22 protein-coding genes are annotated in these 22,482 nt (G+C 63.4%); 20 read left to right on the plus strand and 2 right to left on the minus strand.

Features of this window, described 5'->3' with window-relative positions; translation table 11 throughout:
- The first annotated feature begins 1 nt into the window (after position 1).
- The 3 genes from ACX80T_RS01505 (at position 2) to ACX80T_RS01515 (ending at position 4,023) form a co-directional block, all read left to right on the plus strand.
- The gene (locus ACX80T_RS01505) at positions 2-1,375 is read left to right on the plus strand and encodes an L-serine ammonia-lyase (protein WP_459303537.1); all 1,374 of its coding nucleotides are present in this window, start codon (positions 2-4) and stop codon (positions 1,373-1,375) included.
- Between the two features lie 3 nt (positions 1,376-1,378).
- On the plus strand, positions 1,379-2,191 hold the full coding sequence (locus ACX80T_RS01510; RefSeq protein ID WP_459303538.1) for a methylenetetrahydrofolate reductase: 813 nt from the start codon (positions 1,379-1,381) through the stop codon (positions 2,189-2,191).
- A gap of 233 nt (positions 2,192-2,424) precedes the next feature.
- Positions 2,425-4,023: a glucoamylase family protein gene (locus tag ACX80T_RS01515; RefSeq protein ID WP_459303628.1), complete on the plus strand. Its 1,599-nt coding sequence runs from the start codon at positions 2,425-2,427 to the stop codon at positions 4,021-4,023.
- Here ACX80T_RS01515 and ACX80T_RS01520 read toward each other — a convergent pair.
- A complete protein-coding gene (locus tag ACX80T_RS01520) occupies positions 4,020-4,649 on the minus strand; it encodes a TetR/AcrR family transcriptional regulator (RefSeq protein ID WP_035746769.1) in 630 nt (209 codons plus the stop codon). The genes ACX80T_RS01515 and ACX80T_RS01520 overlap by 4 nt on opposite strands.
- A 133-nt stretch (positions 4,650-4,782) precedes the next feature.
- Here ACX80T_RS01520 and ACX80T_RS01525 point away from each other — a divergent pair, with 133 nt between their 5' ends.
- The 17 genes from ACX80T_RS01525 (at position 4,783) to rplI (ending at position 21,530) form a co-directional block, all read left to right on the plus strand.
- Positions 4,783-6,054: a sugar ABC transporter substrate-binding protein gene (locus ACX80T_RS01525; protein ID WP_024475643.1), complete on the plus strand. Its 1,272-nt coding sequence runs from the start codon at positions 4,783-4,785 to the stop codon at positions 6,052-6,054.
- 2 nt (positions 6,055-6,056) lie between these two features.
- Positions 6,057-6,986, plus strand: a complete 930-nt coding sequence (locus ACX80T_RS01530; protein WP_019482083.1) for a carbohydrate ABC transporter permease — start codon at positions 6,057-6,059, stop codon at positions 6,984-6,986.
- A 1-nt stretch (position 6,987) separates the two neighbouring features.
- Positions 6,988-7,866: a carbohydrate ABC transporter permease gene (locus tag ACX80T_RS01535; protein ID WP_459303539.1), complete on the plus strand. Its 879-nt coding sequence runs from the start codon at positions 6,988-6,990 to the stop codon at positions 7,864-7,866.
- A 30-nt stretch (positions 7,867-7,896) separates the two neighbouring features.
- Positions 7,897-9,072: a glycoside hydrolase family 1 protein gene (locus tag ACX80T_RS01540; RefSeq protein WP_019482085.1), complete on the plus strand. Its 1,176-nt coding sequence runs from the start codon at positions 7,897-7,899 to the stop codon at positions 9,070-9,072.
- Positions 9,073-9,314: 242 nt separating this feature from the next.
- Positions 9,315-10,997, plus strand: a complete 1,683-nt coding sequence (locus ACX80T_RS01545; RefSeq protein ID WP_459303540.1) for an ABC-F family ATP-binding cassette domain-containing protein — start codon at positions 9,315-9,317, stop codon at positions 10,995-10,997.
- A gap of 82 nt (positions 10,998-11,079) precedes the next feature.
- A complete protein-coding gene (locus ACX80T_RS01550) occupies positions 11,080-12,279 on the plus strand; it encodes an MFS transporter (protein WP_459303629.1) in 1,200 nt (399 codons plus the stop codon).
- Positions 12,280-12,351: 72 nt separating this feature from the next.
- A complete protein-coding gene (locus ACX80T_RS01555) occupies positions 12,352-13,344 on the plus strand; it encodes a daunorubicin resistance protein DrrA family ABC transporter ATP-binding protein (RefSeq protein ID WP_019482088.1) in 993 nt (330 codons plus the stop codon).
- On the plus strand, positions 13,341-14,177 hold the full coding sequence (locus tag ACX80T_RS01560) for an ABC transporter permease (RefSeq protein ID WP_459303542.1): 837 nt from the start codon (positions 13,341-13,343) through the stop codon (positions 14,175-14,177). Before ACX80T_RS01555 ends, ACX80T_RS01560 begins: the two co-directional genes overlap by 4 nt.
- Positions 14,178-14,419: 242 nt before the next feature.
- Positions 14,420-15,367 carry an ABC transporter ATP-binding protein gene (locus tag ACX80T_RS01565; RefSeq protein WP_459303543.1) on the plus strand — a complete coding sequence of 316 codons (948 nt, stop codon included), beginning with the start codon at positions 14,420-14,422 and terminating at the stop codon, positions 15,365-15,367.
- A gap of 2 nt (positions 15,368-15,369) precedes the next feature.
- A complete protein-coding gene (locus ACX80T_RS01570) occupies positions 15,370-16,233 on the plus strand; it encodes an ABC transporter permease subunit (RefSeq protein WP_019482091.1) in 864 nt (287 codons plus the stop codon).
- 36 nt (positions 16,234-16,269) lie between these two features.
- A complete protein-coding gene (locus ACX80T_RS01575) occupies positions 16,270-17,547 on the plus strand; it encodes a sensor histidine kinase (protein WP_024475641.1) in 1,278 nt (425 codons plus the stop codon).
- Positions 17,540-18,274: a response regulator gene (locus tag ACX80T_RS01580; RefSeq protein WP_443110901.1), complete on the plus strand. Its 735-nt coding sequence runs from the start codon at positions 17,540-17,542 to the stop codon at positions 18,272-18,274. Before ACX80T_RS01575 ends, ACX80T_RS01580 begins: the two co-directional genes overlap by 8 nt.
- A 19-nt stretch (positions 18,275-18,293) precedes the next feature.
- The gene (locus ACX80T_RS01585) at positions 18,294-19,574 is read left to right on the plus strand and encodes a M18 family aminopeptidase (RefSeq protein WP_024475639.1); all 1,281 of its coding nucleotides are present in this window, start codon (positions 18,294-18,296) and stop codon (positions 19,572-19,574) included.
- 184 nt (positions 19,575-19,758) lie between these two features.
- Positions 19,759-20,064 carry a 30S ribosomal protein S6 gene (gene rpsF, locus ACX80T_RS01590; protein WP_019482095.1) on the plus strand — a complete coding sequence of 102 codons (306 nt, stop codon included), beginning with the start codon at positions 19,759-19,761 and terminating at the stop codon, positions 20,062-20,064.
- Between the two features lie 64 nt (positions 20,065-20,128).
- A complete protein-coding gene (locus ACX80T_RS01595) occupies positions 20,129-20,713 on the plus strand; it encodes a single-stranded DNA-binding protein (protein WP_019482096.1) in 585 nt (194 codons plus the stop codon).
- A 109-nt stretch (positions 20,714-20,822) separates the two neighbouring features.
- A complete protein-coding gene (gene rpsR, locus ACX80T_RS01600) occupies positions 20,823-21,062 on the plus strand; it encodes a 30S ribosomal protein S18 (protein ID WP_005273147.1) in 240 nt (79 codons plus the stop codon).
- Positions 21,063-21,080: 18 nt separating this feature from the next.
- A complete protein-coding gene (rplI, locus tag ACX80T_RS01605) occupies positions 21,081-21,530 on the plus strand; it encodes a 50S ribosomal protein L9 (protein ID WP_019482097.1) in 450 nt (149 codons plus the stop codon).
- A 16-nt stretch (positions 21,531-21,546) separates the two neighbouring features.
- On the opposite strand, the gene ACX80T_RS01610 is transcribed toward rplI, so the two are convergent.
- Entirely contained in the window at positions 21,547-22,074 is a 528-nt protein-coding gene (locus tag ACX80T_RS01610; protein ID WP_024475638.1) for a hypothetical protein, read from the minus strand.
- Between the last annotated feature and the right edge of the window lie 408 nt (positions 22,075-22,482).

Here is a 22,482-nt window from a genome sequence, read left to right on the forward strand (position 1 = left end):
CATGCCTATTAGCGCCTTTGACTTGTTCAAAATTGGAATCGGCCCCTCCAGCTCCCACACCGGGGGGCCGATGACGGCTGCATTCCTTTACACGGAGCTGGTGGAGCAGCGGGGCCTGGTGGATGCGGTGCAGCGGGTCGAGGTGGAACTGTTCGGGTCGCTGGGGGTAACCGGTCACGGGCACGGCACCGTCAAGGCGGTAATCCTGGGCCTGGAGGGTGAGCAGCCGCAACTGGTTGACCCCATCACGGCCGGTCCACGCGTGGATGAGGTGGGTGAGACCCGCCGGCTGCGGTTCGCTGGGCGGCGTGAGATTGACTTCGATCCGGAAGTCGACCTGATCATGCATCGCCGGAAGCGGCTGGACTTCCACACCAATGGCATGCGGTTCCACGCCTACGGAGCTGATGGGTCGGAACTGCTGGTCCGGGACTACTTCTCGGTGGGCGGCGGGTTTGTGCTGGACGAGGACCAGATCGGCGCGGACCCCGCCGCCGAGGCGACCGCCCCGGTGCAGCACCCCTTTGATACCGGCGAACAGCTCCTTGAAGTCTGCGCCGCGACCGGCAAATCGTTCTCCGAGATCGTGATGGCCAACGAGTTGTCCTGGCGCACCGAAGCCGAGGTGCGTGCCGGCCTGCTCGAAATCTGGGACGTCATGCAGGACACCATCCGCCGCGGATCCACCACCGACGGAATCCTGCCCGGCGGGTTGAACGTCCGACGTCGGGCAGCCACCCAGCTCAGGCTGCAGCAAAAGGCCGAGGATCCCAACGACAAGTTGAGCACCATGGAGTGGGTCACGCTCTTTGCACTCGCCGTCAATGAGGAAAACGCGGCCGGTGGCCGTGTGGTCACGGCACCGACCAACGGTGCCGCGGGGATCATCCCTGCGGTCCTGAAATATTATGTGGACTTCGTTCCGGGAGCCAACGACGACGGCGTCGTCCGGTTCCTGCTCGCGGCGACAGCCGTTGGTGCCCTGTTCAAGCGGAACGCCTCCATTTCCGGTGCAGAGGTCGGCTGTCAGGGCGAAGTGGGGTCGGCTTGCGCGATGGCTGCCGGCGCACTGGCTGAGGCGCTCGGCGGGACCCCTGAGCAGGTGGAGAACGCTGCCGAGATTGGCATCGAACACAACCTGGGCCTGACCTGCGACCCGGTGGGCGGTCTGGTGCAGATCCCGTGCATTGAACGCAATGCGGTCGGCGCAATGAAGGCCATCACTGCGGCCCGGATGGCGGTCCGGGGCGATGGCAAGCACCACGTTTCGCTCGACGTCGCGATCAAGACGATGCGGGACACCGGCGCCGACATGATGGACAAGTACAAGGAAACAGCCCGCGGGGGCCTGGCGCTGAACGTGGTGGAGTGCTGAACCATGGTTGACCACCCTGGGGGTCTTCCGCTCCGGGTGGAAATCATCCCGGGTCGCGGGGTCGTTGAGGCGCTCAAGGAACACCTGCCGCCGCCCGCGGTGGTGACGATCACCTGCCTCCCGCACCACGGGGCCGAGGAAACTGTAGATCTTGCCGTGCGCCTGTCCGGCCTCGGGTATCAGGCCGTCCCGCACCTGGCGGCCCGATCCATCGCGTCGCGCGGGCAGCTCACTGGCTTCCTGGGCCGGCTGCAGGCGGCCGGCGTTTCTGACATCTTCGTGATAGCGGGTGACGGCGGCTCCGCCGCGGGCCCCTATGCCTGGAGCGGGGCCCTGATAGAGGACATCGCCTCGATCGGCGGCGGGTCCTTCGTCCTGGGAGCTGCCGCCTACCCGGAGGGCCGGCCGGGAGCATCGGCCGGGGAGCTCACCGATTTGCTGCTGGCCAAACAGGAGCTATGTTCCTGGGCGGTCACTCAGCTCTGCTTCTCCGGACCAGTACTCGCAGCCTATGTGGCCGAGCTGCGCACCGCTGGAATTACCCTGCCTCTCTGGGCTGGGGTGCCGGGCGCCGTTGACCGTGCCAGGCTGATCTCACTCGCCGCACGCATCGGTGTAGGTCCATCGCTGAAGTTTGCCAGGCGGTCCCTGACCGGCACCGGGGGTGGGTCGCTCGTGCGCAGCGTGCTGGCGCCGTCGTCGTACGACCCCTCGCCGCTGGTCCGGTCAGTCCTCGACTCGGGTGGTTTCGCGGGCCTCCACGTTTACAGCTTCAACAACCTTGCGCCGATCAGTCGGATCTTCACCGTCGGCTGACCACTGCCTATCCCGCCGGGAGGCGGTCCGCCAGCGACCTGACCCACGACTGATCACCGGTGACCCGATCCAGAAAAGGCCCTCGGCGTCAGGTTGGCCGATTGCAACCGGCCAACCTGACCCGCGCGGCCGTTCCTGACCGGAAAACGGCAGAGCCACGCAGAAACCTTGCGCGTGTAAGGTTTCTATGGAACCCTGTTCCTCATCGGATGAACGAAGGAGTTCCCATGCCAATGCCCATGCAGCCCAGCCACCGCAACCAGCTTGACCCCAGTCCCAAAGTCAGACGTAGGGCGGCACTCGCGGCGGGAGTAACCGCAGCGGTCCTGTCGCTCGTTGTTCCGTCGGCCGCTGTCGCCGGCCCAGCAGGTGGACCCGATGTCGGCAAGAAAGCCGACCCGTTGAATCAGTACGCCGCCGACAGCTGGCTGTCACTCGCAGCGATGACCGATGATGCGACCGGACTGCCCGCCGACAATATCGAGGGCGATCTCACCACGCCAAGCGAGTACACGAGCCCCACGAACATTGGTGGCTATCTATGGTCGACCATTGCGGCCCGGGATCTCAAGATCATTGATCGGAAGGAGGCCAGTGCCCGGCTGGCAACCACCCTCGACACCCTTGAAACCCTCGAAGTGCACGAGCCTAGCGGGATGTACTACAACTGGTACTCACCCACCGACGGCAGCAAGCTGACGACCTGGCCGGATAGCGGCGACGTCGTTCACCCATTCCTGAGCACCGTTGATAACGGCTGGCTCGCCGCAGCACTCAGGGTGGTGGCCGAGGCCGAACCACGCCTCGCCAGGCAGGCCGATGCACTTTATGACAGCATGGATTTCGGCTTTTATCACGACCTCAATGCCCGGGAGGGCGTCAGCCTCAACCGCGGTGGGTTTTGGGATGCGCCGCCCGGGGACGGGTGTGCGGTTCCCGACAACTACGGTGACGAGGGTCCCGACGTCTATTACACGTGCCACTGGTACGACACATCGGTGAGTGAGGCGCGCATAGCCACCTATCTCGGTATTGCCAACGGCCAGATTCCGCCGTCCGCCTACTATGGGACCTATCGCACCATGCCGGATCGGGGCTGCGACTTCGGTTGGCAGGAGCAGAAGCCGACCGGTGAGACCCGTGAATACCTTGGCGTGAGTGTCTTTGAGGGGGTATATTCCTACCGCGGCATGCAACTTGTCCCGGCGTGGGGCGGAAGTATGTTCGAAGCCCTGATGCCCGACCTCTTCGTCCCCGAGGCGGACTGGGGCGAGCGTTCCTGGGCGCCGAACCATGCAGCGACAGTGCGGGCTCACATTGAGCATGGCCTGGAGGAGGCCGGCTATGGGTACTGGGGTTTCTCGCCCGCCAGTGATCCGTTCGCCTCCTACCGCGAGTACGGGGTCGAGGAGATCGGAATCAGCAGCACCGGCTACGCGAGCGACGTCGAGAGCACCGACGTCGACAAGGGGTACGAGGGCTGCCGGGAAGCCGCGAACCCGGAGCCAGAATTTGGCGACGGGGTCGTGACGCCGCACGCGGCATTCCTCGCCCTACCGTACGATCGCACGGCGGTACTGGAAAACCTCGATGGCATCAAGAACAATCTCGGCGCCTACGGGCCCGGCGGATTCTATGACTCGGTCGCGGTGGGCAGTGGCACCGCAGCCGAGCGCTATCTCAGCCTGGACCAGTCAATGATCATGGGTGCGATCCTCAATGAGCAGAAGAAGGACAGGCTGAAGGACTACTTTGTAGACCGTGGCTTCGAGAAGGCTGTCCGGCCGCTGGTCGAGGCTCAAATCTTTGGCACCAACCTCGGCGAAAACTAGCGCTCTTCTGATTCCGGCACCCCAGCGGGTGCCGGAATCAGAAAGTATCCCCTGACAAACTCGTCGAAGACCGCGGTCATGTCGACGGTGTCATCGAGCAGCCACTGTTGCTGCAGGCCATCCATCACCGCAGCGATCAACCGCGACGCATGGTGGACGTCGAGATCACTACGCACCAGGCCATCGCGCTGTGCGTCGGCGAGGATCTTCGCCGTCTGCTGTGCCCGATCGGCGTACCGGGCAGCAAAATACTCGTGAGCCGGATGGTCTGCGTTGGTGGCTTCGGCCGCAATCACCGTGTACAACGAGGTGAGCCCCGGGGTGGTCTGGTTGTAGGAGACCACCCGGCGCATCTGTTGTAGCAGGGTGTCTTCGGCAACATCGCCGGCAGCATCCTTGACGCGCTCGTCACGTTGGCGCAGCACTTCAGTGAAGAGTTCTTCCTTCGTCGCAAAGTGGTGCATCAACCCGGCCGGTGTGAGTGCAACCCGCTTGGCGATCTCCCGCAGGGACCCGCTGTGGAATCCGCTGCGCCCGAAGACCACAAGCGCAGCGTCCAGAATTTCCTGGCGCTTTGCCTGGCCTTTGGCATAACTGCCGCGTTTTCGGTCGGGGGGCATAGTCATAGACAAAAACCTATCGCATGACCGGAAATAAAAACCTTCCGCATGTAAGGTTTTTGTGGTAGCTTGACAACGAACTCCGACGGCGAAAGCCGTGTCCTGCGGAGTGTTCACCCCACCTACTGGAGGCAAGACTATGAATCAATGGCGATCATGGAGCGCGGTGGCCGTCATCGGCGCACTCGCACTGACAGGCTGCGGACGCGAAGAGGGAAGTGCGTCCGGACCCGAGGGCGGTGGCCCCATCGACGACGCTCCCGCAACCGGAGAGGTCACCATCTGGGCGATGGGCAATGAGGGTGAGATTCTCGACCAGTTGGCCGCCGACTTCGAGTCTGAGAACCCTGACGTAACCATCAACGTCACTCCGGTCCCTTGGGAGAGCGCGCATGACCGCATCGCCACTTCCATCGCGGGCGGAGAGACCCCTGACATTTCAATGCTGGGCACCACCTGGGTGGGTGAGTTTGCGGCAACCGGGGCTCTGGAACCGACGCCCGAGGGTCTCGTCGATGAGGGCGACTTCTTCGAAGGATCCTGGGGCACGGCAGTGGTCGACGACGTGGCCTACGGGGTCCCGTGGTACGTGGACACGCGTGCCCTCTACTACCGGACCGACATGGCTGAGGCGGCCGGCGTTGAACCGCCAACCACCTGGGACGAGTTCAAGACCTTCACGGAAGGCCTCCAGGCGGAGGGCGCCGAGGCAGGCATCTCCCTGCCACCGGGCGGCTTTGATTCCTGGCAGTACCTGGCACCGTTCGTGTGGCAGGAGGGTGGGGACATCATGAACGAGGACGGCTCCGAGTTCACCTTCGAGACCCCTGAGTGGAAGGCAGCATTCGAGTACTACTCGAGCTTCTTCTCCGAGGGAATCTCAGATCCGGTGCGGCTGGAGACAGGTGAGATTGAACAGAAGTTTATTTCCGGTGAGGTGGGCTCCTTCTTCAGCGGCCCCTTCCACGTTGGTCTCCTTGAAGAGCAGGGCGGCGAAGGATTCGCCGACCAGTTCGACGTAGCGATGGTCCCAGGCACTGATGCGCGGACCAGTTTCACCGGCGGCGGCAACCTTGCTGTGTTCAATGACAGCGAGAACCGCGACGCCAGCTGGAAATTCGTGCGGTGGCTCAGTGAACCCGAAACGCAGATCGCCTGGTACGACATTTCGACCACGCTGCCCAGCGTCCAGGCTGCCTACGACGATCCCACTTTCGCCGAGGACCCCAACCTGAGCGTCTTTGCCGATCAGCTCGAGGACTCCAAGGCACCGCCCGCCATTCCGACCTGGGCTCAGGTGTCGGCGGTCATCGATCAGGAGCTTGAAAAGGTCACCCGCGGCGACACCACAGTCGATGAGGCGCTGGCCGCCATTCAGGGACAGGCCGAAAGCATAGGGACAGGTCTGTAACAGTGGCACTCGCCCAAACGGGAAAACCAGCTCCGGCGCGGTCGCGCAAACCGCGCTCGCGCCGGAGCCGGCAGACTGTCGTCGCCTGGAGTTTCGCTGCGCCGTTCCTGATTCTTTTTGTGATCTTCATGGCGGGGCCCATCGTGGCATCCCTCGCCATGAGCTTCACTGATCTGACCACCCGGGACCTGCGAAGCCCGTTCGGGGTGAATTTCGTGGGATTCGAGAACTACATCGCTCTGTTCAACGACACCCGGTTCGTCCGCTCCCTGGTCAACACCGCAGCGTTTGTGTTGGTTGGTGTGCCACTCACCATGACCGTGGCCCTTCTGGTGGCGCTGGCGCTCAACAACGGGATCACCCGGTTCCGCACGCTTTTCAGGGTGGGCTTCTACGCCCCGGTAGTGACCAGCATTGTTGCGGTCGCGATCGTCTGGCGGTTCATCCTGCAGCCGGACGGACTCCTGAACGGCTTACTGGGGGTATTCGGCATCGCTGGTCCTAACTGGCTCGAAAATGAGTTGACGGCCCTGCCGTCCCTTATTTTCATGGCGGTCTGGCGCAATATCGGAACCCTGATGGTGATCTTTCTGGCCGGGTTGCAGGGAGTTCCACGGGAGCACCACGAAGCGGCCATGATGGACGGGGCAACCGCCGTGCAGCGGTTTTGGAATGTCACCCTTCCCGCGATGCGGCCGCCGATCCTGTTCGCGGCAGTGATCACCGGCATCGGGTTCCTGCAGTTTTTCGAGGAACCGTATGTGATGACTGGTGGCGGCCCGCTCGATGCGACCCTTTCGACCGCCATGTACACCTATGACCAGTTTGGGTTCGGTAACTATTCCTACGCCTCAGCGGCGAGCTACGTCCTGTTCCTCGCCATTGTGATCCTGTCCCTCATCCAGTTCCGAATCCTTGGAAAGAAGGACTGACATGGCTACCTCCGTTGCACCACCGGTCGTTGCGGTTCCCGCCAGCCGTAAGCGCTCACACCTTCAGCAGCGCCCCAGGCTGTGGCTGTACGTTGTGCTGGCAGTCGGCATGATTGCGATGATCCTGCCATTCGTGTGGATGATCCTTGGATCCTTCAAGACGACGGCCGAGATTCGGCAGTACCCGCTGAACTTCTGGCCCATGGAGCCAACTCTCGACAACTACACCGAGTTGTTTGTCCGGCTGGACTTCGCCACCTTCTTCGCCAACAGCCTGGTGGTGGCGGTTTTCGTCACCGCCGGCAACATCATCTTCTCGTCAATGGTGGGATATGCCCTGGCGAAGCTGGACTTCGCAGGGAAAAAGATCCTGTTCATGTTGGTCCTTGGCACGCTGATGGTGCCTGGAGTGGTGACCTTCGTCCCACTGTTTGTGCTGACCGCCAACCTTGGTTTGGTGAATTCCTATCCGGGGCTAATTCTGCCCTTCCTGATCGCACCGCTGGGCGTCTTTCTCATGCGGCAATTCATGTTGGGCCTCCCGGATGACCTCATTGAGGCGGCTCGCATTGATGGCGCCAGTGAATGGCGAATCTTCCTCCGGGTGATCATGCCGTTGTGTGGGCCGGCCGTCGCCACCCTGACCATCCTCACGTTCCTTGCGTCCTGGAATAACTTTCTCTGGCCCCTCGTGGTGGCCACCAGCGAGGACCGCTACACGCTGCCCGTCGCCCTGGCGTTGTACTCGGTTGGTCAGAATGCAGCGGAGTACGGCCTCATGATGGCTGGCGCCGTCGTCGTGGTCCTGCCAATCCTCCTCATTTTCGTCCTGCTGCAGAAGTACTTTGTGCAGGGCATCGCGCTGACAGGCATCAAATAGCTGGCTTGCGCCGGCAGAAAGTAGTCGACTATGAACTTCCCAAACGGATTTCTGTGGGGTGCGTCCACGGCGGCGCACCAGATTGAGGGCGGCAACGTCAATTCTGATTGGTGGCAGCGGGAGCACGGTCATTTCCCCGGCGCTCCAGTCGAGGCCCCGAGCGGTGACGCTGCTGACAGCTACCATCGGTATCGCGAGGACATGACATTGCTGGCCGACGCCGGCCTGACGTCCTACCGCTTCAGCATCGAATGGGCGCGGATCGAGCCGGAAGAGGGTTTTGTCTCCCGCGCCGCCGTGGATCACTACCGTCGGATGGTGGCGACCGCCGTCGAACTCGGTCTCACCCCAATGGTGACCCTGCACCATTTCACGAATCCCATCTGGTTCGCGCGGGCCGGTGGGTGGAAGGACGCTGGGTCGGTGGAGCGGTTTGCCCGCTACGTTCAGCACGCTCTGCCTGTGCTCGAGGGGGTCGACCTGGTCTGCACCATCAACGAGCCGAACATGGTCGCTGTTCTGGCTGACCCCGAGCAGGGTTTCCCCTCGATCGGACTTCCCGCAGGCAACCCCGAGGTCACTACGAACCTCATCGCCGCGCATCGCCGTGCCGTCGATATATTGCAGGCCGCGGGCAAGCAAGCCGGTTGGTCGGTCGCAACCCAGGCCTACCAGGCTGAACCGGGGGCCGAGGATGTCACAGAAGAATACGGCCGAACACGGGAGCACGTCTTCTTGGAGGCCTGCGTCGGTGACGACTGGGTGGGGGTCCAGGCCTACACCCGAACCAAGGTGGGCGTTGACGGTCCGCTGCCGATTGACGACGACGCTGAGCGGACGCTCACCGGTTGGGAATACTACCCCGCAGCCATCGAGGACGGCATCCGAAATTCCTGGCAGCGCAATAGCGTGCCGATCTACATCACGGAAAACGGGATTGCTACCGGCGATGACACTCGTCGAATCGACTACACGCGCGGCGCCCTGGAAGCCGTTGCCCGGTGCATCGACGACGGAATCGAGGTCCGCGGTTACCTGCACTGGAGCGCATTGGACAACTACGAGTGGGGCAGCTTCAAGCCAACCTTCGGCCTGATCGGCTGGGACGCCAAGACGTTCGAGCGGCACCCCAAGCCAAGCCTCGGCTGGCTGGGGAGGGTGGCCGCGGCGAACTCGCTGCTGGAGCCGGCTGACGCTGCCCCGTAGCTAATTCCGCACGGAGCTGCCCAGTAGCCAATTCCGCACGGAGCTGCCCAGTAGCCAATTCCGCACAGAGCTGCCCAGTAGCCAATTCCGCACGGAAACGGCCCCAAGGGTCAGGATCGCCGGTTGCAACTGGCAATCCTGACCCCAAGGGCCGTTTCTCGCTGCTGGGCAGCCCGCATCGGCGACAAACACCCCAGGTGGCAGGCGGGGGCCGGTTTGCCTCCGGGTGACAAACTTAAAGTGTGGCTCATCTAGACGTTTCCAACATTGACTACTTCCTCTCCGACGGGCGGCAGTTGCTCAACGCCGTCAGCTTCAAGGTCGGCGACGGGCACAAGACGGCCCTGATCGGCCCCAATGGCACGGGCAAAACCACACTGCTGCGCATCATCGCCGGCGATGTCACCGCCGATGAAGGCGCCGTCACCCGCTCCGGCAACATGGGAATCATGCGCCAGTTCGTCGGCCAGGTCAGGGATGAGACGACGGTCCGGGACCTGTTGGTCTCCGCCGCGCCGCCAGCCCTCGCCAAGGCCGCGAAAGCGGTCGACGACGCCGAGCTCGCCATGATGGAGAACGACGACGAACCCACCCAAATGCGCTACGCCCACGCGATTACCGAGTGGGGTGACGCCGGTGGATACGAACTGGAAACCACGTGGGACGAAGTCACCATGGCTGCACTCGGGGTGCCTTACGCCCGGGCACAGTACCGGGCGTCGTCGTCGTTGTCCGGCGGCGAGCAGAAACGGCTGGTCCTCGAAGCGCTGTTCTCCGGACCGGACGAGCTGCTGCTCCTCGACGAACCCGACAACTACCTCGACGTCCCCGGCAAGCGCTGGTTGGAGGCGAAGCTGAACGAATCGAAGAAGTCGGTGCTGTTCGTCAGCCACGACCGGGAACTGCTCGCCAACGCCGCCACCCGCATCATCACCCTTGAACCGGGAGCGCTCGGCGCATCCAGCTGGATCCACGGTGGCGGCTTCGAAACCTACCTGCAGGCCCGCACCGACCGGAACCTGAGGTTCGAGGAACTGCGGCGCCGGTGGGACGAGGAGCACCTCAAGCTCAAAGAGCTGGTCAACATGTACAAGAACAAGGCGGCGTTCCGGTCCGACATGGCCAACCGGTACCACGCCGCCCAGACCCGGCTCGCGAAGTTCCTTGAGGCCGGGCCGCCGGAAGCGATCCCGATAGAGCAGAACGTCACCATGCGGCTCAAGGGTGGTCGCACGGCCAAGCGGGCAGTCGTCGCCCAGAAACTCGAACTCACTGGGCTGATGAAGCCGTTCAGCACCGAGATCTGGTTCGGCGACCGGGTAGGAGTGCTGGGCTCAAACGGTTCCGGCAAGTCCCACTTCCTACGACTGCTTGCCAGTGGCGGCACCGATCCGGAGAAGGAACACGAACCGGTCTCCGAGGTCAGCATCCAGCCCGTCCCACACGAAGGAACAGTGAAGCTCGGTGCGCGGATCCGACCCGGCTTCTTCGCGCAGACCCACGTGCGACCCGACCTCCTGGGACGCACCCTGCTCGACATTCTGCACCGCGGCGATGATCACCGGTCGGGATTGCCGCGCGAAGCGGCGTCAGGAGTTCTGGACCGTTACGGTCTGGCGGGTCAGGCGGAGCAACTGTACGACTCCCTCTCGGGTGGGCAGCAGGCACGGCTGCAGATCCTGTTGCTGGAACTCTCGGGTGCCACGCTCCTGCTGCTCGATGAGCCCACCGACAACCTCGACCTGCACTCGGCCGAGGCGCTGGAGAAGGCCATCGACGCGTTCGAGGGTACCGTGCTGGCTGTCACCCACGACCGATGGTTCGCGCGTAGTTTTGACCGGTTCATGGTTTTCGGGTCGGACGGCTTGGTGTACGAAACTGAGGAGCCGGTCTGGGATGAGGGCCGGGTGCAGCGGGACCGCTGACCCAAACGGTCGGCTGAGGCAGTAGACCGGCTCCGAAAATTGCGCATACGGTTTACTGGTGCAAACAAATGTCTTGTCGGCCATGTGGGCGACGTTCGCCGTCTTCGGCCTTAACGGCCTGGTCTTCGCGAGTTGGGCTGCCCGGATCCCGTCCGCGTCCTCGGTGCTGGGCCTCGGCTCGGGGGAGACGGGCGCCCTGTTGTTGGCTGCTGCCGCCGGATCGGTGATTGCCCTCCCCCTCGCGGGCGGGATCTCAGGCCGGGTGGGGGTCGCCAATACGGTCAGGATCGGTGGCGTGGTGTCTGCCCTCGCGGCGGTGACCATTGCCGGCGGATTGACGACGACGTCGGTCTCCCTCACCGCGATCGGACTATTTCTCTTCGGCGTGGGCGTTGCCCTCTGGGATGTGGCCCAAAACATTGAGGGTGCCGACGTCGAGCACCGCCTCCGCCGCACCATCATGCCCAAGTTCCACGCGGCGTTCAGCGGCGGCGCCTTCGTTGGTGCAATGGTCGGCGCCGGTCTGTCACACCTCGACGTCGACCTGTCCTACCACCTGCTGGGGGTTGCCGCCGTCGTCCTCGTGGTTTCCCTCTGGGTGCCCCGCTATTTCCTGCCGGACATCTCCCACGCCGACGCGTACCCGGATACTCCCCAGCCCAGCCGGTTCGCTGCCTGGCTGGAGCCAAGGACACTGCTCATTGGGTTGGTGGTGCTGGGCGCTGCCCTGACCGAGGGTGCGGCCAACGACTGGGTGGCCAAAGCCACCGTCGACGGCTTGGGGGCCAGCGAAGCGACTGGCGCGATCATGTTCGGCGTGTTTGTGGCTGCGATGACCCTGTTTCGGTTTGTGGGCGGTGGATTGATTGACCGGTATGGCCGGGTCAGGGTGCTGCAGATCAGCCTCGGGTCGTCGCTGGTGGGGCTCATCATCTTCGTTTTTGCGCCCACCGTGCCGCTTGCGGGGGTGGGAGCGGTGCTCTGGGGTGCCGGCGCAGCGCTGGGCTTCCCGATGGGAATGTCGGCGGCCGCCGACGAACCGCGTCATGCAGCGGCCCGGGTATCTGTGGTTTCCACCATCGGCTACCTGGCGTTCCTGGCCGGACCGCCCCTCCTTGGATTCCTCGGCGATGTGGTCGGCATCCGCAACGCACTGCTCGTCGTGGGGGTGGCGGTTCTCGCCTCATTCCTGGTCGCACCCGCTGCCGCCGAACGCCGGACCGACGCCGATCCCCTGGGCACACCCGTCCCCCAGAAGCTGGACCAACCGGGCCCACTCTGACCGCTTCCCTCGCGGACAAAAACTGTCCTCAATGATTACCTGCGGGCTGCTCCGAACCTTAAGATTGGACGCATGACAATTATTGAGGCCAGAGGTCTGAAAAAGACCTACAAATCGAAGAGTGGCCCCGTTCACGCGCTGGACGGGTTGGACTTGCTAGTGCCCCAGGGCACCGTCAAGGCGCTGCTCGGTCCCAACGGTGCGGGCAAGACCACCGTTGTGAAGGTCTTGACAACGCTGATCCAGCCCACGGAGGGCACGGCGTTCGTTGACGGCATCGATGTGCTCTCGAACCCCCGGGCAGCCCGTCGGATCATCGGGGCGTCCGGACAGTATGCGGCAGTTGACGAGAACCTGACCGGGTTCGAAAACCTGGAAATGGTGGGCCGTCTTTACCATCTCGGAGCCAAGACGGCGAGGCGTCGTGCCCAGGAGCTGATCGACCAGTTCGAGCTCACCGAGGCCGGCAACCGCCCGGTGAAGGGTTTTTCCGGCGGTATGCGCCGCAGGATCGACCTTGCCGGGGCGCTCGTGATCAACCCGAAGATCCTGTTCCTTGACGAGCCCACCACGGGCCTTGACCCGCGGAGCCGGCTGGCCCTGTGGCAGATCATCAAGAACCTGGTCCATGACGGCACTACGTTGCTGCTCACCACCCAGTATCTTGAGGAGGCAGACCACCTGGCCGACGACATCGCGGTGATCGACGGCGGCAAGGTGATAGCCGAGGGCACCTCCGACCAGCTGAAAGCCCGAATTGGCGGGCATCGCGTGGTGGTGGCCCTCGTCGACGAGTCCGACGCCGGCGCGGCCAGTGAGATCCTCGCCCGCCATGGCGAGGGTGAGGCAAGGGTTTCCAGTGACCGGCGCAGCGTCGAGGTGGCTGTCACCGAAGGACCACGCGCGTTGCAATACATCCTCGCGGACCTGGGGCAGGCCAACGTCGGGTTGCACGACGCCGGTATGCGCCGCCCCACCCTCGATGATGTGTTCCTCAAGCTCACCGGCCACACTGCGGAAAACGAGCAGGACACCGAGAAATCCGAAATGGAGCAAGCCAAATGAGTGTCCTCACCAAGCAGACGACCTACGAGAGTGTCGGCACCCCCGCGGGGCAGCTCCTCTCGGATGGATGGATCGCGACCCGGCGGAACCTGATCAAGATCAAACGGGTGCCGGAGATCCTGGTCTTCACTATCCTGCAGCCGATCATGTTCGTGTTGCTGTTCAGCCAGGTCTACGGCGGGGCGATGAACGTCTCCGACTACACCAACTTCCTGATGGCTGGAATCTTCGCCCAGACGGTGATCTTCGGGTCGACCTTCTCCGGCGCCGCTATGGCCCAGGACCTCAAGGACGGCATCATTGACCGGTTCCGCACCCTGCCGATGAACCCCGCGGCGGTGCTGATTGGTCGCACCAACGGGGACCTGGTCATCAACAGTATTTCGATGCTGATCATGATGGGTACCGGCTGGATCGTCGGCTGGCGCGTCACCACCTCCGTCTGGGGATTCCTGGGCGGCGTGGCCATCCTGCTGCTGTTCAGCTACTCCTTCAGCTGGGTGATGGCGTTGCTGGGTATGAGCGTCAGGAGCCCGGAGGTCATCAATAACGCGTCCTTCATGATCCTGTTCCCGCTGACCTTCATCTCCAACGCCTTCGTGCCAATCCACACCATGCCCGAGGTGCTGAAGAACATCGCCGAGTGGAATCCGGTTTCGGCCCTGGTCGAATCGGCCCGGCAGTTGTTCGGCAACACCAATCCGGACTTCCCGGAACCCACGGCGTGGACCCTTCAGAATCCGTTCATCACGATCTTCGTGGGGATCGCGCTGATGCTGCTCTTCTTCGTGCCGCTCTGCATCAGGAAGTTTGAGTCCATCAGCTCACGGTAGACCCACGTCGGATACCGAGAAACGGCTCTTGGGGTCAGGTTCGCCGGGTGCACCCGGCACTCCTGACCCCGGGGGCCGTTTCTGCGTCAGGAGGTCCGGGGGCACGCTGCCTACTCATCCGAAAGGTGTAGGCGAAGGCCGCCAAACATCATCCCAAGGAGCGGCGACCGGGCGAAGGACAATCCGTAGGGTAGAGGTAGGCCCAGCACCGTGGGCACCACAGCAATCTTAAGGACGCAGCCATGATTGAGGCACAAGGCCTGGCGAAGCGCTATGGCTCCAAGACAGCAGTGGATAACGTGTCATTCACGGTCCACCCCGGTAAGGTCACCGGCTTCCTCGGCCCCAATGGCGCCGGCAAGTCCACCACGATGCGGATGATCGTCGGGTTGGATAACCCATCCTCCGGCAACGTGACAGTCAACGGCCGGCGTTACGCCGAGCACCGGGCGCCCCTCCGCGAGGTCGGCGCCCTCCTGGACGCGAAAGCAGTCCACACCAAGCGCAGCGCCTACAACCACCTGCGAGCCATGGCAGCGACCCACGGCATCCCCAATAGCAGGGTCAAGGAAGTCATCGAAATGACCGGGCTGGGCCCCGTTGCCAAGAAGCGGGTCGGCGGCTTCTCCCTCGGCATGGGCCAGCGCCTCGGCATCGCCGCAGCGCTCCTGGGTGATCCCCACACTGTCATCCTCGATGAGCCAGTCAACGGACTGGACCCCGAGGGCGTCCAGTGGGTGCGCCACCTTGCCAAGGGGCTCGCCGCTGAAGGGTGCACAGTTTTCCTGTCCTCCCACTTGATGTCGGAGATGGCATTGACCGCCGACCACCTGATTGTGATTGGCCGCGGACGGATTATTGCCGACGCCCCCATCGAGCAAATCATCTCGGATCAGGGACAGGCGCGCACCCGGGTACGCACCGACAACCCAAGCGAACTCATCCGGGCGCTTGCCGGTGACGGTGTGACCTCGAAGCAGCTGGAGCCCGAGATGCTCGAGATCACCGGCGCCGACTCTCACCGGATCGCCCGCACCGCCCTGGACAACCGGGTGCTGGTCTACGAGCTCACACCGCTGCAGGCGTCCCTTGAAGAGGCGTACATGCAGCTCACCAACGATTCGGTCGAATATCACTCGGCCGATCTCCCGCAGGCAACCCAGGCCGCCGGCGTCGGGGAAGGAAACTAGCCATGTCTCACACAGCAGTCGCAGCGCCTACGCGCGGCACAACCCAGGGTAGTGGCGTGAACTTCATGCGGATCCTGAAGTCCGAATGGATCAAGTTGATCACGGTGCCCTCCACCGTGATCATGCTGTCGATCACGGTCATCGTGATGATTGGTCTGGCAGCTCTCTTTGCGTGGCAAACGACGGTTTTGCTCGATCTACAGGGAGACCCGGAGATGGCCGCCCAGATGCAGGGCGCCCCGGACGCCACCTCCATCACCAACACCATCCCGGGTTCGGGACTGATCTTTGGCCAACTGCTGATTGGGTCGCTGGGAGTTGTCCTGATCGCGTCTGAATGGGGCACCGGGATGATCCGCTCCACGATGGTGGCAGTGCCAAAACGTATTCCAGCACTCCTCGCCAAGCAGGCCGTGTTCGCAGTGGTGGCCTTCGTTGTTGGCGCCGGCTCAGCCCTGGTCAGCTACCTCATCGCACAACCTATCCTGACCCCGTCGGAACTCGAATTCGGACTCGGTGACGAGGGGGTGCTGATGCACATCATCAACACCGGTTCGGTGCTCGCCCTAATGGCTATCATCGCGATGTCGATTGGTACCCTACTGCGCAACACGGCCGGAGGCGTGGTCACCACGATCGGCCTACTCCTGATCCTGCCAATCCTGGTAGCCACGTTGCTGGCAGGGATCGCCGACTGGGTTCCCGACGCTGCTCGTTTCCTTCCCAGCAGCGCGGGGGAACAGATGGTGGCCATCACCATCGCCGACGGCGCACTGAACCAGTGGCAGGGCGCGCTGGTACTGGGCGCCTGGGCCCTCGTACTGCTGGTTGCCTCCTTGCTGGTCACCAAGAAGCGGGACGTGTAACCCAGCGGGTCAACAGCGGATCGATAAGCTCACTCAATGAGTGAAAAAGCCTCGGTGGAGGGGGCGGCGGAGCGAACGGCCGCCGCCTCCTTCACTGAGCTCAATGCACGACGGCTAGGCCCGTTCCGGCGCTATTTCAGGAGCCACCCGCGGGTAACCGACGCGCTGATAGTAGTCCTCTACCTCGCCGCGAGCCTGCCACAGGCGATCGTCGGAACCGTGCTGGCCGATCGATGGTTGGCCTTGATCCCCGTCGTTGCAGCAGGGATCGTCCTCTTCTGGCGCCGGGACCGCCCACTGATTGTCCTGGGCATTTTGATGGCACTCGAATGGGCGAGCCTCATGGCCTCCGACGGTGAGGCGAGTGTTGGGTTCGGCGTCTGGTTTGCTCTGTACGCTGTGGCCGTCCAGCATCCCTTCCGCAGCGCCCTCTGGGCGCTCGCCGGAGCAGCACTGCTGACGATCACCCCCCTCTGGTTTGTCGACGCACTGTTTGTCGATGAGGCGCCATACCTCATCTGGATCGTGACCGGCTTTGTCCTGATGTGGTATTTCCTTGCCGTCGGATTTGGGGTTACCACCCGCAAGGATCGGGAGCATGAAACAGCCCTCCGCGACTGGGCCATCCGCAACGCCGAACTGGCGTCCGCCACCGAGCGCAACCGCATTGCCCGGGAGATGCACGACGTCGTCGCGCACTCCCTGTCGGTGATGATCGCCCTCTCCGACGGCGCCGCCGTCGTGATGAAGCGGGACCAGGACCGTGCCCGAGAGGTCCTCGATGAGCTTTCGACCAGCGGACGCACGGCCCTGGCCGACATGCGCCGGGTGCTCGGCGTCCTGCGGGAAAACCCCGACGCCGCACCTCGCGAGCCCCTGCCAGCGGCCGGCTCGCTTTCCACACTGCTTGACGGGTTCCGGGCGGCGGGACTCTCCATCCGACTGGGACTCTCGGGTCCGGGATTGCCTGAGGACCCAGCCTTCCAGCTGACCATCTACCGGATTATTCAGGAATCCCTGACCAACGTCCTGCGGTACGGCAAGAGCGTCACGACTGTTGATGTAGCTATTGCGCGCACCGGAACCCTGGTCCGGGTGAGGGTGTCCGACGACGGCCGCGGCAGTATGGGGCCCGTGGTGTCGGTGGGTTCCGGGCAGGGGATCGCTGGAATGCAGGAGCGCGCCGCCATCTATTCGGGGACGGTTGATTGCGGTCCGGGCCCGGACGGCGGCTGGGTCGTGGACGCTCGACTGGTTATCCCCGAGGAGCAACAATCCACCAACAGGGGAGCACCAAGTGTCCGAAGTGCCTGAGGGGTTAGCGCTCAACGAGACAGCCGTGCCCGAAACGCTGGCCGGGGAGACCATCAGGGTCCTACTGGTTGACGACCAGCCGCTGCTGCGGATGGGGTTCCGGCTCATCCTCGAGGGTGAGGACGGGGTGGTCATCGTCGGTGAAGCGTCCAACGGCGCCGAAGGAGTGCGGATGGCGGCCGCCCTGAAGCCGGACGTCGTGTTGATGGACGTCAGAATGCCGATCATGGACGGGATCGAGGCAACCCGCCTGATCACCCAGTCTGGTTCGTGTTCACGCATCATCATCCTGACCACCTTTGACCTGGACGAGTACGCCTTCGCAGGCCTCCAGGCTGGAGCGTCTGCTTTCCTCCTGAAGGATGTGGGACCCGATGAGCTGGTGAATGCCGTCCGGGTGGTTGCCAGCGGAGACGCGGTTGTCGCTCCGCGGGTGACCCGCCGGCTCCTTGAAACCTACGTGCGATCGCTGCCACCCCTTGCGACTCCACGGCCCGTCGATCCATTGCTGGAGGACCTGACCCCCCGTGAACGGGAGGTTTTGGAGGCCATCGCCGAGGGACTCTCCAATGCGGAACTGGCCCACAAGTTCTTTCTCTCCGAAGCCACCGTGAAAACCCATGTGCGGCGGATTTTCACCAAGCTTCACCTCAGGGACCGGGTGCAGGCAGTTGTCTACGCCTACGAGTCGGGTCTGGTGGTCCCCAGCCAGGGACAGGACTACTGAGCTTGGTAGGCTCACTTCCATGACCGCCCTCCAGCACATCACCGATCTCGGCGCCTACATTGGTGCCTCACCCTCCAGCTTCCACGCCGCGGCTGAGGGCGCAGCCCGGCTGGAGGCCGCCGGGTTTGTCCGGTTGCAGGAAGCCGACACGTGGACAGCACGGGAGGGCAAATTCCTGGTGGTCCGTGATGGTGCCCTGATCGCCTGGGTAACCCCGGCCAACGCCACCCCCGTCACCGGGTTCCGCATCCTGGGCGCCCACACCGATTCGCCGGGCTTCAAACTGAAACCCAAGCCCACCACCGGTCGGCACGGCTGGCTTCAGGCGGGCGTCGAAGTCTACGGTGGCCCGCTGCTCAACTCCTGGCTGGATCGCGAGCTGGCGCTCGCGGGCAGGCTCGTCACCCACGACGGCGTCGAGCACCTGGTGTCCACGGCCCCCCTGCTGCGGTTCCCCCAACTCGCGATCCACCTCGATCGGGCAGTCAACGACGGACTCGCGCTGGACAAGCAACAGCATATGAATCCGGTCTGGGGAGTTGGCGACCCACGCGACGCCGACCTCCTCGCGCTTCTGGCCGACTCAGCAGGGATTGCCCCGGTGGACGTTGGCGGGTACGACGTCGTCGTCGCGGACACCCAGCCAGGCAGCGTCTTCGGCGCGGACGGTGCGTTCTTCGCCGCCGGTCGGCTGGATAACCTTTCTTCGGTGCACGCCGGACTGGTTGCCCTGATCGCGGCGGGTGCCACAGCGGCTCCGGATGGGCCGATCGCCGTTCTCGCCGCCTTTGACCACGAGGAGGTGGGCAGCGCCTCCCGCTCCGGGGCGAGTGGGCCCTTCCTTGAGGATGTACTGCACCGCATTTCGGGTGGGTTGGGAGCGGAGTCCGAGGAACGCCGGCGCGCGCTGGCCGCCTCGTTCTGCGTTTCAGCGGATGCCGGTCACGCGGTGCACCCCAACTATGCCGAACGCCACGATCCCGTGAACCGCCCCATCCTCGGTGGTGGCCCGCTGCTGAAAATCAACGCCAACCAGCGTTACACCACCGATGCCCCAGGCGCCGCATATTGGGCCCGGCTGTGCCGCGAAGCGCGGGTACCGTATCAGGAGTTTGTCTCCAACAACGTGATGCCCTGCGGCTCAACCATTGGTCCGCTGACCGCCACCCGGCTCGGGATCCGGACGATCGACGTCGGGACCCCACTGTTGTCCATGCACTCCGCCCGGGAACTGTGCGGCGTTGAAGATCCGCACCACCTGGCCACAGCCACCGAACTGTTCTTCACCTCCATCAGGTAGCGACGAAGCCGGGGACCGGTTATCCACACGCGGTTCGGTGGGCCGGCGAATCTCCGGTAACATTGGTAAGTCTGCGCTGGCACCGGCCCGAACTGGGAATCAGGTGTCAGGCAGGCCAACGCAAATAGAACCTCCTGTTACGGAAAGACCGTGACCGTTTAGCCCAGAGGAGGTGGGTTCACAAATGCGTGCATATGAATTGATGGTAATCATCGACCCCGATGTCGAGGAACGTACCGTTGAGCCTTCGCTCGAGAAGTTCCTGAATGTCGTCCGCAACGGCGGCGGCACCGTAGACAAGGTAGACCTGTGGGGACGTCGTCGCCTGGCCTACGAAATCAAGAAAAAGGCTGAGGGTTTCTACGCTGTAGTCAACTTCACCGCCACTCCAGCAATCGCTGCCGAGCTTGACCGCCAGCTGAGCCTCAACGAGACGATCATGCGTACCAAGATCATCCGTCCCGAGGAGCAGAAGGTTTCAGCCGAATAATTTCGGCTTAGCTTCACAGATTAGGACAGGCCCACCACAGTGGGCTGTGACAGTAGGAGGCACCATGGCAGGCGAGACACTAATTACGGTCGTCGGTAATCTCACCAGCGATCCCGAACTTCGTTTCACCCCGTCAGGCTCAGCAGTGGCAAATTTCACCATTGCGTCGACGCCGCGGACCTTCGACCGCCAGTCCAACGAGTGGAAGGACGGCGAAACGCTGTTCCTCCGTGCGTCGGTATGGCGTGAAGCGGCAGAGAACGTTGCGGAGACCCTGACCAAGGGAACCCGCGTCGTCGCTCAGGGCCGCCTCAAGTCACGCTCGTACGACACCAAAGAAGGCGAAAAGCGCACCGTCATGGAACTTGAGGTGGACGAGATTGGTCCATCCCTGCGCTACGCGTCAGCCAAGGTCACCCGCACCCAGCGCTCAGGCGGTGGCGGCGGTGGTGGTTTCGGCGGCAACAGCGGCGGGAACAGTGGCGGCGGAAACAACTCCAACTCAGGTTGGGGCGGCGGCCAGCAGGGTGGTCAGCAGGCGCAACAGCCAGCTGATGACCCATGGGGCGCACCCGCTGGGGGCAACTCCTCCGGAGGTAACTCCTCCGGTTGGGGCAACGGCCCGGATTCGTCCGAGCCTCCCTTCTAACCCTTCTTTACCGGCAGGACCGCTCCGCTGTTGGCAGCGGCCACCCGCCAAGTAGTTCCCATCCCGCAGAATCGTTCTGCGGGCTCCACCAGACATAAGGAGCACCACGATGGCAAAGGCTGAACTTCGTAAGCCCAAACCAAAGTCCAATCCCTTGAAGGCCGCTGACGTCACCGTCATCGACTACAAGGACGTAGCTTTGCTGCGTAAGTTCATTTCAGACCGCGGAAAGATCCGTGCACGCCGCGTTACCGGCGTCACCGTTCAGGAGCAGCGCAAAATTGCGCAGGCAATCAAGAATGCCCGTGAAGTTGCCCTCCTGCCGTACTCCGGCGCAGGCCGCGGTTAAGGAAAGGAACCCAACCCAATGGCAAAGCTCATTTTGACCCATGAAGTAACCGGTCTTGGTGCTGCAGGCGACATTGTCGAGGTAAAGAACGGTTACGCACGTAACTTTCTTCTGCCCCGCGGCTTCGCCCTCACCTGGACCAAGGGCGGCGAGAAGCAGGTCGAGTCGATCAAGGCTGCCCGCCTCGCTCGCGAGCACTCCACGCTCGAGGACGCCCAGAAGCAGGCAGCTGCTCTCTCCGCCAAGCCGGTCAAGCTGACCGTGAAGGCCGGTGAGTCCGGACGCCTGTTCGGCACCGTCAAGGCTGACGACGTTGCGAAGGCAGTCGAGGCCGCAGGCCTTGGCACCATCGACAAGCGCAAGGTAGAACTGCCCGCCCACATCAAGTCGGTTGGCACCTACCAGGCGAACGTCCGGCTGCATGACGATGTCGCAGCAGTTATCGACCTGAACGTTGTCGCCAGCTAGTTCCGGCACGCATCATTCAGGACGGCTCCAGGGGCTCCCGCTTACCGCGGGGGTCCCTTTTGTCGTCCTCGGTCGGCCCACCGGGTGGCACTCCGGCCTGTTCCAGCCCCAGGCCCTGCAGGTGCAGGGCGAAGGCGGGGCTGCTCATCAGCGCCTGCACCCGGTCCAGGGTGCTGACGCGTGGATCGCTCATGGCCGCCTGGTTGGCCGCGAGAGCCTGCCGGGTAGCCAGCACGCCGTCATCCTCATTCCCCGACTGCCCGGGCCCCAGCGGGCCGGCGACGACCGTTGGGTGGAGCCATGGTGCGTCGTGAGCCTGGCGGGTTTTCGAATCGGTAGGAAGTGATGCGGTCCGTTGCCCAGTCCCCGGCCGCGGCGCGGGATAGTCAATGTCAGCCCGACGGTGGTGCGATTCACCAGACGATCCGGGCGCCGGGCCGGAGGCCGGGTCTGCCCCTCGATCACGGCGACCCACGTAACTGATCAACCCGCCGGTCAGGAGGAGCGCTGTGAGCAGCACTGCGCTGATCAGCTGTAGTTCCATCGACCTGTTCCCTTCGCCCCGGGGTGGTGTCCACTCAAAGTATCGCACCGCTCGGGGTACATCGCTGGTGGAAGTATGCCGGAAGGGTCATATTTCAGGTGTGAGCGCGGCATGCGGGTGCGGTGACCGGTATATAGGCCGGTGGGACGTCGTTCTATCTGTGGTCCGACTCACACTGGTAACCCACAAAGCTGTGGATAGCTGGTGAATAACTCGTCCCGTAGGCGCTGTGGGAGCATCTGTCAACACGCAAGTAGTGGATGAACGTTGGGTGACTGAAACATTTACTCCACAGGTCCTGGAGGGTGTTTGGCCTTGTCAGAGACATATTGGGTGGATAAGTATTTAGTTATCCACACTGTTGTCCCCATCCTGTGCACAAGACACGCCGCGTAATCCACAGTCAAT

It is taken from the genome of Arthrobacter sp. Sr33, assembly GCF_054511195.1.